This window comes from Streptomyces sp. NPDC029956 (genome assembly GCF_055574655.1).
On sequence record NZ_JBVHZJ010000071.1, the window covers coordinates 1 to 14,793 of the forward strand.

Consider the following 14,793-nt stretch of genomic DNA (forward strand, 5'->3'; position numbering starts at 1 on the left):
GTCACCGGACACCCCACCGACGGCACCCACCTCGACGCCACCTACTGGTGCCGCAACCTCCGCGAAACCGTCCGCTTCGACCAAGCCCTCAACCAGCTCCTCCAAGACGGCCACACCACCTTCATCGAAATCAGCGCCCACCCCGTCCTCGCCATCCCCCTCACCGACGCCGCCGCACCCCACAACGGCATCATCACCGCCACCCTCACCCGCAACCACGGCACCCTCCACCGCTTCCACCACCACCTCACCCACCTCCACACCCACGGCCACACCTGGACCCCCACCACCACCAACACCACCCCCACCCCCGCCAACCTCCCCACCTACCCCTTCCAACACGAACACTTCTGGACCGAGATCCTGGGCGGCGCCCACAACGTGGCGGCCGCCGGTCTCGGCACGGCCGAGCACCCGCTGCTCAAGGCCGAGGTGGATCTGCCCGATTCCGGTGGCGCCCTGCTGACAGGTCGGCTCGCGCAGCGGAGTCAGCGCTGGCTCGGTGACCATCGGGTGATGGGCTCGGTGCTGCTGCCCGGTACCGCCTTCGTCGAACTGGCGATCCAGGCGGGCAACCACGTCGGCTGCGGGCACCTGGAAGAGCTCACCCTGCAGGCCCCGCTCCCGCTGCCCGCCCAGGGCGGCGTGCAGGTCCAGGTCGTCGTCGGGGAGGAGGCCGAGAACGGCAGCCGGCCGGTGAAGATCTTCTCCCGCTGGGAGGACGCCGGTCCGACGGAGGGGTGGTCGCACCACGCCACCGGTCGTCTCGGCCGCGAACTGCCCGTGGCTTCCTTCGAGCTGTCGCAGTGGCCCCCGGCCGGGGCCGAGGCCGTTCCGCTCGACGGCTTCTACGCGCAGCTGGTGGAGGCGGGGCTCGAGTACGGACCGGTGTTCCAGGGTCTCGGAGCGGTGTGGCGGAAGGACGGCGAGGTCTTCGCGGAGGTCGCGCTGCCCGAGAAGCAGCACGCCGACGCCGTCCGGTTCGGCCTGCACCCGGCCCTGCTCGACGCGGTGCTCCACGCCGCCGGTTTCGGCCCGCTGACGGCCGAGCCCGGCAAGCCGTGGCTTCCGTTCTCCTGGTCGGGCGTCACCCTGCACGCCGTGGGTGCCACGGCCGTACGGGCCAGGATCACCTCCGACGAGGACGGCTCCGTGCGGGTCGAGCTGGCCGACCTGTCGGGCAGCCCGGTCGCCTCGATCACGTCGCTGGTGGCCCGTCAGATGTCCGGTCGGCAGCTGACGGACGCGGGATCGGGTTCGCTGTACCGGCTGGCCTGGTCCCCCGTCACCGCCGGTGACGCCCTCGCCGACGCCGCGAGCGCGGTGGTCGGGCACGGTTCCGGCGACTTCGCGGCGGCACTGCGGACGGCGGGCTGGGAGTGCGAGGCCTTCGAGGACCTCGCGGCGCTGTCGGCGCACGCGGAAGAGACGGGCGCGGTTCCCCGGACGGTCTTCGCACCGTTCCTGGCCCCCCGTTCGGAGGACGGGACGCCCGCCGGCTCGCCGTTCGAGCCGACGGCGGCGCACACGGCGGCGCGTGAGGCGCTGCTGCTCGCGCAGGCCTGGGCCGAGGAGAGCCGTTTCCCCTCCGCCAGGCTCGTACTGGTGACCCAGGGGGCGGTGGCCGCCGGCGCGGAGCCGTCCGACCTCGCGGGTGCCACCGTGTGGGGTCTGGTGCGTTCCGCCCAGTCGGAGCACCCGGGCCGGTTCACTCTGGTCGACCTGGACGGTGCCCTCGACCTGGACGACGCCCTCGACGCGGCGAGCGCCTGTGAGTCGCTGGCGGGTGCCCCGGTCGAGGAGGAGCAGCAGCTCGCCCTGCGGGACGGTGCCTGGCTCGCCCCTTCGCTCGCCGTGGCTCCCCGCGAGCCGCTGACCGTGCCCGCCGGCGAGCCGGCATGGCAGCTGACGCCGGGTGCCGGCGGCCTCGACGCCCTCTCGCCGGCCCCGTTCCCGCAGGCCCTCGCGCCGCTGGCCGCAGGTCAGGTGCGCATCTCGGTGCGCGCGGCGGGACTGAACTTCCGCGACGTGCTGATCGCGCTGGGTACGTATCCGGACGCGGGGCACATCGGCAGCGAGGCGGCCGGTGTGGTGACCGAGGTCGCTCCCGATGTGACCGGTCTGGCGCCGGGCGACCGGGTGCTCGGCATGGTCGACCGTTCGTTCGGCCCGGTGGCCGTGGCCGACGCGCGGATGCTCGTACCGATGCCGGAGGGCTGGTCGTTCGAGCAGGCCGCCGCCGTGCCCATCGCGTATCTGACCGCCTACTACGGTCTGGTGGACCTCGCCGGGCTCCGGGCCGGTGAGAAGGTGCTCGTGCACGCCGCCGCCGGTGGTGTGGGTACGGCCGCCGTCCGCATCGCACGGCACCTCGGGGCCGAGGTCTACGGCACCGCGAGCCCCGGCAAGCACGCGACGCTGCGGGCCGCGGGCTTCGACGACGCGCACCTGTCCTCGTCCAGGACCCTGGACTTCGAGGAGGAGTTCCTCCGGGCGACCTCCGGTGACGGCGTCGACGTCGTACTGGACTCGCTGGCCGGGGAGTTCGTGGACGCTTCGCTGCGCCTGCTGCCGCGCGGTGGCCGCTTCGTCGAGATGGGCAAGGCCGACGTCCGCGACGCCGCTCAGGTGGCGCGGGACCACGAAGGTGTCTCCTACCGGGCGTTCGACCTGATCGAGGCGGGACCCGAGCGGCTCGGTGAGATGCTCGCCGAGGTCGTGGCCCTGCTGGAGAGCGGCGCCCTCGAACCGCTCCCCCTGCGCAGCATGAGCCTGCGCAACGCTCCCGAGGCCTTCCGGCTGCTCGCCCAGGCGCGGCAGGTCGGCAAGCTGGTGCTGACGGTGCCGCGGGGCATGGACCCCGACGGCACGGTGCTGCTCACCGGTGCCACCGGCGCGATCGGCTCCCTGCTCGCCCGCCGTCTGGTGGAGGAGTACGGGATCCGGCACCTGCTGCTGACCAGCCGTCGCGGCGCGGACGCGGCGGGCGCCGCCGAGCTGGACGCCGAACTGACGGCGCTCGGGGCCGAGGTCCGGATCGTGGCCTGCGACGCGGCCGACCGGGACAGGCTGGCGGAGGTGCTCGCCGGGGTGGATCCGGCGCACCCGCTGACCGCGGTGATCCACTCGGCCGGTGTGCTCGACGACGGTGTGCTCGAGTCGCTGACGCCCGAACGACTGGCCACCGTGATGCGCCCCAAGGTGGACGGGGCGTGGAACCTGCACGAGCTGACCCGGGACGCCGACCTCGCCGCCTTCGTCCTGTTCTCCTCGATGGCGGGCACCGTGGGTTCGGCGGGTCAGGCCAACTACGCCGCCGCGAACGTCTTCCTGGACACGCTCGCGCAGTACCGCCGGGGCCTGGGGCTGCCGGCGCACTCGCTGGCCTGGGGGCCCTGGGACCTGCGGGGCACCAGCGCCATGATGGAGGGGATCGACGACAACGACCTGGCCCGGATCTCCGGGACGGGCATCGTGCTGCTGCCGCCGCGGGACGGGCTCGCGCTCTTCGACGCGGCACTGTCCTCGCCGGAGCCGGCGACCGTCCAGGTGAAGTGGGACTTCCGGCAGCTGCGGGCGCGCGCCGCGGCCGGCGCGCTGCCGCCTGTGCTGCGCTCCGTGGCGGGTGGGATCGCCCGGCGGACCGCCTCGGGCTCGCCCGTCTCCGGGGGCGACGCCGGGCTGCGCGTCCGGCTGGCCGGTCTGCCCGCCGACGAGGCGCGGCGGCAGGTGCTCGATCTCGTACGTACGCAGGCCGCCGCCGTGCTGGGGCACTCCGGCCCGAACGCCGTCGAACCGGGCACGGCCTTCCAGACCCTCGGCTTCGACTCGCTGACCTCGGTGGACCTGCGCAACCGGCTCGGTGTCGCCACCGGTCTCCACCTGCCGGCGACGCTGGTCTTCGACTACCCGACGCCGCAGGTGCTGGCCGGGCACATCGCCGACGAACTGCTGGACACCCGGCAGGAGGTACGGGCGGTGACCGCGGCGGCGGACGCCGCGGACGACCCGGTCGTGATCGTGGGGATGGCCTGCCGCTACCCGGGCGGCATCACCGACCCGGACAGCCTCTGGGACCTGGTCGCCGAGGGCCGCGAAGGCATCTCGGAGTTCCCCTCGGACCGTGGCTGGGCCCTCGCCGACGAGGCGGACTACCTGCGGGCGGGCGGTTTCGTCCACGAGGCGGGCGACTTCGATCCGGCGTTCTTCGGCATCAGCCCGCGTGAGGCGCTGGCCATGGACCCGCAGCAGCGGCTCCTTCTGGAGACCACCTGGGAGACGCTGGAGCGGGGCGGGATCGAGCCGGCCGCATTGCGCGGCACCTCGGTCGGCGTGTTCGTCGGCGGTGCGTCCACCGGGTACGGCACGGACGCGGACCTGGCCCGCGCCGGGGTCCAGGGCCACATGATGACCGGCGTCTCCAGCAGTGTGATGTCCGGCCGGCTGGCCTATGTGTTCGGCCTCGAGGGGCCCGCGGTGACCGTGGACACGGCGTGCTCGTCCTCGCTGGTCGCCCTGCACCTCGCCGCGCAGGCCGTACGTTCCGGGGAGTGCTCCCTGGCGCTGGCCGGCGGTGTGCAGGTGATGGTGAACCCCGCGGTGTTCGACGAGTTCGACAAGCAGAAGGGCCTGGCGTCGGACGCGCGGTGCAAGCCGTTCGCGGAGGCCGCCGACGGCACCGGCTTCGCCGAGGGCGTCGGCATGCTGCTCGTGGAGCGGCTGTCGGACGCACGGCGCAACGGGCACCAGGTGCTCGCGGTGGTCCGGGGCAGCGCCGTCAACTCCGACGGCGCGTCGAACGGCCTGACCGCCCCCAACGGCCCTTCGCAGCAGCGCGTCATCCGCCAGGCGCTCGCCAACGCGGGACTCGAACCGTCCGAGGTCGACGCCGTCGAGGCGCACGGCACCGGCACCAGGCTGGGCGACCCGATCGAGGCACAGGCCCTGCTGGCCACGTACGGCCAGGACCGACCCGAGGACCGGCCCCTCTACCTCGGTTCCATCAAGTCGAACATCGGCCACACCCAGTCGGCCGCGGGTGTCGCGGGCATCATCAAGATGGTGCAGGCCATGCGGCACGGAACGCTGCCGCGGACCCTGCACGTGGACGAGCCGTCCACGCACGTCGACTGGACCTCGGGAGCCGTCTCGCTGCTCACCGAGAGCCGGCCGTGGGAGAACGACGGGCGGCCCCGCCGCGCGGCCGTCTCCTCGTTCGGCGTGAGCGGCACCAACGCGCACATCCTGCTGGAGCAGGCTCCGGCCGAACCGGCGCGTGCCGCCGGGGGGCCGGCCCCCTTCGAGGCGCTGCCCTGGGTGATCTCGGCCAGATCGGGCGAGGCGCTGCGGTCGCAGGCCGAGCGGCTGCTCACGCACCTCGACACGCACGGGGAGCTTCCGCCGGCGGCCGTCGCCGCCGCCCTGGGTACGGGACGCACCGCCTTCGAGCACCGGGCGGTCGTCGTCGGCTCGGACGGGCCCGGGCTGCGCGCCGGGCTGGGTGCCCTGGTCGCGGGCGAGCCGGCCGCGGGTCTCCTTCAGGGCACCGCGCACGTCTCGGGCAGGACGGTGTTCGTCTTCTCGGGTCAGGGCAGCCAGTGGGACGGCATGGGACGGGCCCTGCTGGAGAGCAGTCCCGCCTTCGCGGAGACCGCGGCCGCCTGTGACGCCGCGTTCGCGCCGCTGATCGGCTGGTCCGTGCTGGAACTGCTGCGGGGCGAACTGCCCGCCGCCGACTACCCGCTGGAGCGGATCGACATCGCCCAGCCGCTGCTGTTCACCATGTTCGTCTCGCTGGCCGCCGTCTGGCGGGAGGCGGGCGTGGAGCCGGACGCGGTGGTGGGCCACAGCCAGGGGGAGGTGTCCGCGGCCGTGGTCGCGGGGGCGCTCACCCTCGAGGAGGGCGTCCGCGTCATCGCGCTGCGCAGCCGGGCGCTGCACCGCGACGGCGGCGGCGGGGAGATGGCCTTCGTCGACCTGCCGCTGGCCGAGGTCCTGGAGCGGTCGGCCGGCTACGGCGACCGGATCGCGATCGCCGCGGTGAACGCCCCGCGTTCCGTGGCGGTGTCGGGCGACACGGAGGCCGTGCTCGACCTCCTGATGGACCTCGACGACGACGACGTGTCGTGCGGCCGGCTGCACTCCTCCTGCGCCTCGCACAGCAAGCACATGGACCGGCTGCTGCCGGAGCTCCAGGCGCAGCTGGACGACCTTGTTCCGCGCGACAGCCACGTGGCGTTCTACTCCACGGTGACCGGTGCGCCGGTCGCCGGGCACGAGCTGGACGCCGCGTACTGGAGCCGCAACCTGCGGGAGACGGTGCGTTTCGAGGACTCCGTACGCGCGCTGCTCGCCGACGGGCACTCCGTCTTCGTGGAGGTATCCCCTCACCCGGCCCTGATGATGGGCGTGCAGGACACCATCCAGGACGCCGGCGCCGACGCCGTGGCGGTGGGCACCCTGCGGCGCGGTGAGGGCGGCCGCGACCGCTTCGTCCACTCGCTGGCCGAGGTGTTCGTCCACGGTGCCGGGGTGGACTGGGCGCCGCTCCTCCCGGACACCGTACGGGCCGAGGTGCCCACCTACGCCTTCCAGCGGCAGCGCTACTGGCTGTCGCCCCGGGCGACCGCGAGGGACGCGGGCGCCGTCGGCCAGGGGGTCCTGGACCACGCCCTGCTGGCCGCCGAGGTCGTGTCCCCGCGGTCCGGGTCGATCGTCCTCACCGGCAGGCTCTCGCAGGCCGCGCAGCCCTGGCTGGGCGACCACCGGGTGCACGGGAGCGCGGTGCTGCCCGGCAGCGCGTTCGTCGAGCTGATGAGCAAGGCCGGTGACCGGTCGGGCGCCGGCCGGGTCGGGGACCTCGTGCTGCACACCCCGCTGGTGCTGCCGGACACCGAGGACGGCAGGCCCGCCACCGGCGTACAGCTCCAGGTGATCGTCGGTGAGGAGACCGAGTCGGGGACCCGTCCGGTCGAGGCCTTCTCCCGCAGGGAGAACGCCGCTCCGGAGGAGGACTGGACGCACCACGCCTCGGGCACCCTGACCGGTGCGGCCGACCGCGCCCCCGGCTTCGACCTGGCGGCCTGGCCGCCGCCGAAGGCCCGGGTCGTCGAGGTCGACGCGCTCTACGAGCGGCTCGCGCAGAGCGGTCTGGAGCACGGCCCCTCCTTCCGGGCCGTGCGGGCCGCGTGGCAGGACGGCGACGACCTCTTCGCCGAGGTCGAACTCGCGCGGGAACTGCACGCGGACGTCGACGGCTTCACCCTGCACCCGGCGCTGCTGGACGCCGCCCTGCACGTGGGGTGGTTCGCCGCGGCCGGTTCCGGGGAGCTGCCCCCGGCTCCCGAGCTGGTACGGGGGGCCGAGCTGTACGCCCGGGGCGCCACCGTCGTACGGGTGCGGATCAGCGGGCGGACGGAGGACACGTTCGGCGTCGAGATCGCCGACGAGTCCGGTAGGCCGGTCGCGTCGATCGAGGCGCTGACCTCGCGGGGCATCGAGGCCGAACGGCTCGCCGGCCCCGGAACGCTCCAGGACGGCGCCCTCTATCGGGTGGACTGGCTCCCCGTCCCGTCGGCGAAGCCCGGCGTCCCGGTCCGCTGCGCGGTCGTGGGCGCCCCGGACGGGACGCCGGCCGCCCTGGAAGGGGCCGGCTGGGCCGTCGAGACGCACACCGGCTTCGAGGCGCTCGCCGAGGCCGCCGAGGACGGGGCCGGGGTCCCGGCCACCGTCTTCGTCCCCGCGGCGCAGGACGCGTCGGACGATCCGCTCGCGGACGTCCGCGAGCTCACCTCGTCGGTGCTGTCGACGCTGCACTCCTGGCTCGCCGAACCCCTTTTCGCTTCTTCCCGGCTCGTCCTGGTCACCCGGGGTGCGGTCGACACGGGCACGGGAGCGCCCGGCCTCGCCGCCGCCGCCGTGTGGGGCCTGGTCCGTTCGGCTCAGTCCGAGCATCCCGGCCGCTTCGCCCTGCTGGACCTGCCGGACACGCCCGACGCGTGGGAACTGCCCGCCGGCGCGCCGTTCGAGACCGAGCCGCAGCTCGCGCTGCGGGCGGGCGAACCGCTCGCACCCCGGCTCGTCCCGGCGACCGACGGCGCGGAGCCGGCGCCCGACGCCCGCCCGCTGGATCCGGCCGGAACGGTGCTCGTCACCGGCGGCACCGGAACGCTGGGCGCGCTGGTGGCCAGGCACCTGATCACCGCGCACGGGATACGCCGTCTCGTGCTGACCAGCCGGCGCGGCCCGGACGCGCCCGCCGCGGCCGGGCTCCGCTCGGAGCTGGCCGAACTCGGCGCGGACGTCCGGATCGTCGCCTGTGACACGGCGGACCGGGCGGCCGTGGCGGAGGTGCTGGCCGGGATCGACCCGTCGTACCCGCTGACCGGCGTGGTGCATCTGGCGGGCACCCTGGACGACACCGTCGTCGAATCGCTCACCCCGGAGCGCATGGACACCGTCCTGCGGCCGAAGGCCGACGGCGCCTGGCACCTGCACGAGCTGACCCGGGACCTGCCCCTGGCCGCGTTCGTCCTCTTCTCGTCCATGGCCGGCACGCTCGGCGCGGCCGGCCAGGGCAACTACGCCGCCGCGAACGTGTTCCTGGACGCGCTCGCCCGGCACCGGCGGTCCCAGGGCCTGCCCGCCCACTCGCTCGCCTGGGGATTCTGGGCGCAGACCAGTGAACTCACCGCGGAGCTCGGCGCGAACGACCTCGCGAGGATGGCGAAGGCGGGCGTCCTGCCGCTCGCGTCCCCGCGGGGACTCGCGCTGTTCGACGCCGCTCTCGACCGGCCGGAGCCGGTGCTGCTGCCGACCCGTTGGGAGTCGCGCCGCCTCCGGGCGCACGCCGCCGCCGGCACCCTGCCGCCGGTGCTGCGCGGGCTGGCCGGCGCCGTCGTCCGCAGGACCGTCGCGGCCGCCGGGACCGGCACGGTCGACTCGGGGCTGCTGGGCCGGCTCGCCGGGCTGAACCCCGCCGAGGAACTCGCCGTGCTGGTCGACCTGGTGCGCTCCCACGCGGCCGCCGTGCTCGGCGCGGCTTCCGCGGCCTCCGTCGACGAGAACAAGGCCTTCAAGGAGTTCGGCTTCGACTCGCTGACCGCCGTCGAACTGCGCAACCGACTGGGCGGGGCGACCGGGCTCACCCTGCCGTCCACCCTGATCTTCGACTACCCGACGCCCGCCGTGCTCGCCGCCCATCTGCGCGACGAGGTGACCGGGGCACGGTCGACGGCAGCCCCGGTGGCGGCGGCCGGCTCCCGGGACGCCGATGATCCGATCGTGATCGTCGGCATGGCCTGCCGCTATCCGGGCGGGATCGCCGACCCCGACGGCCTGTGGGACCTGGTCGCCTCCGGCGGGGACGGGGTCTCGGCCTTCCCCGAGGACCGTGGCTGGGACCTGGACAACCTGTACGACCCGGACCCGGACAACCCGGGGACCTCGTACACCCGTGAGGGCGGTTTCCTCTACGAGGCGGCGGAGTTCGACGCGGCGTTCTTCGGCATCAGCCCGCGTGAGGCGCTGGCGATGGACCCGCAGCAGCGGCTCCTGCTCGAAGCCTCGTGGGAGACGCTGGAGCTGGCCGGCATCGACCCGTCGTCCCTGCGGGGCAGCCGGACGGGCGTGTTCGTCGGAAGCATCAGCCAGGACTACGTGTCCGGTGTGGCGAAGGCACCCGACGAGGTGCAGGGCCACCTGATGACCGGCAACACCAGCAGCGTGGTCTCGGGCCGGGTCGCGTACACCATGGGTCTGGAAGGTCCCGCGGTGACGGTGGACACGGCGTGCTCGTCCTCGCTGGTCGCCCTGCACCTCGCCGCGCAGGCCGTACGTTCCGGGGAGTGCTCCCTGGCGCTGGCCGGCGGTGTCACGGTGATGGCGACACCGGCGACGTTCATCGGGTTCTCCCGTCAGCGGGGCCTGTCACCGGACGCGCGGTGCAAGGCGTTCGCGGAGGCCGCCGACGGCACCGGCTTCGCCGAGGGCGTCGGCATGCTGCTCGTGGAGCGGCTGTCGGACGCGCGGCGCAACGGGCACCGGGTGCTCGCGGTGGTGCGGGGTTCGGCGATCAACCAGGACGGCGCGTCGAACGGCCTGACCGCCCCCAACGGCCCTTCGCAGCAGCGCGTCATCCGCCAGGCGCTCGCCAACGCGGGACTCGAACCGTCCGAGGTCGACGCCGTCGAGGCGCACGGCACCGGCACCAGGCTGGGCGACCCGATCGAGGCACAGGCCCTGCTGGCCACGTACGGCCAGGACCGACCCGAGGACCAGCCCCTCTACCTGGGCTCCATCAAGTCGAACATCGGTCACACCCAGGCCGCGGCGGGTGTCGCGGGCATCATCAAGATGGTGCAGGCCATGCGGCACGGTGTCATGCCGCAGACCCTGCACGTGGACGAGCCGTCCACGCACGTCGACTGGACCTCGGGAGCCGTCTCGCTGCTCACCGAGAGCCGGCCGTGGGAGAACGACGGGCGGCCCCGCCGCGCGGCCGTCTCCTCGTTCGGCATCAGCGGGACGAACGCCCACGTCGTCCTGGAGCAGGCGCAGGAGGCGGAGCCTTCGGACGGGACCGTCCCGGAGCGCACCGGTCTTCCGGTCGTTCCCTGGGTGGTGTCGGGGAAGACGGCCGCGGCGGTACGCGACCAGGCCGCCCGCCTCGTCTCACACCTCCAGCGCCACCCCGACGCCGACCCCCAGGACATCGGCCACGCCCTCGCCACCACCCGCACCCTCTTCGAACACCGCGCCACCGTCACCGGCGAGAACCACACCGAACTCCTCACCGCCCTCACCGCCCTCGCCCACGACGAACCCCACCCCCACATCACCACCGGCCAACCCACCAAGGGCCCCCTCGCCTTCGTCTTCGCCGGCCAAGGCACCCAACACCCCGGCATGGGCCACGACCTCTACACCACCTACCCCGCCTTCGCCACCGCCCTCGACACCATCGCCACCCACCTCGACCCCCTCACCGGCCACTCCCTCCACGACACCCTCTTCACCACCACCGACAACCGCATCAACGACACCCAGCACACCCAACCCGCCCTCTTCGCCTTCGAAGTCGCCCTCCACCGACTCCTCGAAACCTGGGGCATCACCCCCGACTACCTCATCGGCCACTCCATCGGCGAAATCAGCGCCGCCCACATCGCCGGCATCCTCACCCTCCCCGACGCCTGCACCCTCGTCGCCGCACGCGCCCGCCTCATGCAGGCCTGCCGCAACGACGGCGCCATGGTCGCCCTCCAAGCCACCGAAGACGAAGTCCTCCCCCACCTCAACGAACACGTCTCCATCGCCGCCCTCAACGGACCCCGCTCCGTCGTCATCGCCGGCGACGACCACGCCGTCGAACACATCACCCACCACTTCGAAGACCAAGGCCGCAAAACCAAGTGGCTCAACGTCTCCCACGCCTTCCACTCACCCCACATGGACGGCATGCTCCACGAGTTCAAAACCACCCTCGACACCCTCACCTACCACCCCGCCACCACCCCCCTCATCTCCAACCTCACCGGCCAACCCCTCACCACCACCGACGCCGACTACTGGACCCGCCACGTCCGCGAAGCCGTCCGCTTCGCCCACGGCATCCACACCCTCCACACCCTCGGCGTCACCACCTACCTCGACCTCGGCCCCGACGGCACCGCCGCCGCCATGACCACCAACTCCCTCCCCGACAACACCACCGCCCACATCATCACCACCCACCGCACAAACCAGCCCCCCACCCACACCCTCACCCACGCACTCACCCGCCTCATCACCACCGGCACCACCCCCCACTGGAACACCTACTACAACCCCCACCACACCACCCCCCACCCCCTCCCCACCTACGCCTTCCAACACCACCGCTACTGGCTCCCCGCCACCCAGAACACCCACAACACCACCGACCTCACCACCGCCGGACTCACCCCCACCCACCACCCCCTCCTCGCCGCCACCCTCGAACTCCCCCACAACAACGGACACCTCCTCACCGGACGCCTCTCCCTCACCACCCACCCCTGGCTCGCCCACCACGCGGTCATGGGGTCCGTGCTGTTCCCGGGGACCGCGTTCGTCGAACTCGCCGTCCAGGCGGGTGACCTGGTCGGCTGCGGCCACGTGGAGGAGCTCACCCTGCAGGCGCCGCTGATCCTCCCCGAGCGCGGCGGAGTCAACGTGCGGCTCTCCGTGGGACCGGCCGACGAGAACGGCCGGCGCCCGCTCACCGTCGCCTCGCAGGCCGAGGACGGGATCTGGGTGCAGCACGCCGAAGCGGTCCTCACCGCCGCCGCGACCGAGCCGGCCATGGCACCCGACTGGACGGTCTGGCCGCCCAAGGGCGCCGAACCCGTGTCCATCGACGGGTTCTACGACCACTCGGCCGAGGCCGGCTTCGCGTACGGAAGCGTCTTCCAGGGGCTGCGCGCGGTGTGGCGCGACGGCGACGACGTCCTGGCGGAGGTCGCGCTCCCCGAGGAACACCAGGAAGCCGCGGGCGAGTTCGGCCTGCACCCGGCCCTCCTCGACGCGGGCCTCCACTCGGTCGGACTGACCAAGGCCATGGGCGAGCAGGCCATGCTGCCCTTCGCCTGGAACGGAGTCACCCTGTACGCGGTCGGTGCCTCGGCCCTGCGGCTGCGGCTGACCCCGACCGGTGCCGACGGCACCGTCTCGGTGGACATCGCCGACGTCGCGGGACGCCCGGTCGCCCGCATCGAGGAACTCATCCTCCGGCCGGTCAGCCAGGAGAAGATCTCCGCCCGGCGCACCTCCGCCGGCGGCTCGCTCCACCGGGTGGACTGGACGGCCGCGCCGCGGCTCGCCGCACCGGCCCCCGACACCTCGTACGCCTCCCTCGGGGAACCGCTCGTCGACGGCCCCGCCTACCCGGACCTCGCGGCGCTCCGGGACGCGGTGACGGCCGGGACACCCGTACCGGACCTGGTGTTCGTCGCCTGCCCGGCGGAGCCCGGCGACGTCCCCTCGGCCACGCGGGCCGCCACGGGCCGCGCGCTGCGGCTGGCCCAGGAGTGGCTGGCCGAGGAGCGGTTCGAGCCGTCCCGGCTCGTGCTCGTCACCACCGGTGTGGTGGCGGCCGCGCCCGGCGCGCCCGTCTCCGACCTGGCGGGCGCCGCGACCTGGGGTCTGATGCGTTCGGCGCAGTCGGAGAACCCGGACAGGATCGGCCTGCTGGACCTGGACGGCGATCTCGCCACGGCGCTGTCCGCCGCTCCGGTCTCCGAGATCGCCGCGGCACTCCTCGACGGCGAACCCCAGCTGGCGGTGCGCGAGGGCGCGCTGCTGGTGCCGCGGGTGGTCACCGTCGACCGGACGTCCGCGCCGGAGGAGTCCGCGCCCGCCGAGCCGCTCGCCCAGAACGGCACCGTCCTGATCACCGGCGGCACCGGCGTCCTCGGCGCCGAGCTCGCCAAACACCTGGTCCGCGAACGGGGCGTACGCCACCTCGTGCTGGCCGGCCGGCAGGGCCCGGCGGCGGACGGCGCGGCCGCGCTGCTGGAGGAACTCACCCTGCTGGGCGCCTCGGCGCGCATCGAGGCCTGCGACGCCGCGGACGGCGAGGCGCTGGCCGCGCTCCTGGCCTCCATCGGCACCGCGCACCCGCTGACCGGTGTGGTGCACGTCGCCGGTGTCATCGACGACGGCGTGCTCGCCTCGCTCACCCCCGAGCGCATGGACGCCGTGTTCCGTCCCAAGGTCGACGCGGCGTGGAACCTGCACCGGCTGACCGCCGGGGCGGACCTGGCGGAGTTCGTCCTGTTCTCCTCCGCGGCGGGTGTCGTCGGTGCGCCCGGCCAGGGCAACTACGCGGCCGCCAACGCCTTCCTCGACGCGCTCGCCCAGCACCGGCAGGCGGCCGGGCTGCCCGGCCGGTCGCTGGCGTGGGGTGCCTGGGCGCAGGCGAGCGGCATGACGTCGGCGCTCAGCGAGGCGGACCGCTCCCGGATGGCGCGCGGAGGCGTGCTGGCCCTGGAGACGGCCGTGGGCATGGGCCTGTTCGACGAGGCCGCCCGGGCCGGGGACGCCGTCCTGCTGCCCATGCGGCTCGATCTGAAGGCGGCGGGCGGGGCCCTGGTGCCTCCGCTGTTCCGGGCGCTGGTTCCGGCCGTCCGGCGCACCGCTTCCGCCGGCACCGCGTCCTTCGGGCCCGCGCTGCTCCAGCGGCTGCTGGTGCAGGGTCCCGAGGAGCAGCGCAAGACCCTGTCCGACCTCGTGTGCGCGGAGGTGGCGGCCGTGCTCGGCCATGCATCCGGGAGCACGCTGGAACCGGACGCGGCCTTCTCCGAGCTGGGCTTCGACTCGCTGATCGCAGTCGAACTCCGCAACCGGCTCAACGAGATCACCGGCCTGAAGCTGCCGTCCACGCTGGTGTTCGACTACCCGAATCCGGCGCTGCTGGCGCAGTACCTGGGCGAGCAGATCCTGCCGGAGCCCCAGTCCGTCAGCGACCGGCTGCTCCAGCAGATCGACGGGCTCGAAGCACTGCTGGCCGAGCTGGCACCCGAGCAGGACGACCTGACCCAGGTGCGGGAGCGGCTGCGCACGGTGCTGGCTCAGCACACCAGGAGCACGGAGGCGGAGGGCGAGTCCGGCATCGAGGACACCTTGCTGTCCGCCTCGGACGACGAGCTGTTCGACTACTTCGACAAGGATCTGGGGATCTGAGGTCCACTCCCCCACCCGGCCCCGGAAGCTCACGCTTCCGGGGCCGGTGCCGTTCCGGCGCAGTGCCGGCCCACCACACGTCAACGCGACCGC

1 protein-coding gene is annotated in these 14,793 nt (G+C 73.7%); it reads left to right on the forward strand.

The window, feature by feature from the left end:
- Positions 1 to 14,700, forward strand: a 14,700-nt coding sequence (locus ACZ4XX_RS35730) for an SDR family NAD(P)-dependent oxidoreductase (protein ID WP_468511987.1), incomplete at its 5' end; no start/stop codon positions are given.
- Positions 14,701 to 14,793 lie beyond the last annotated feature (93 nt).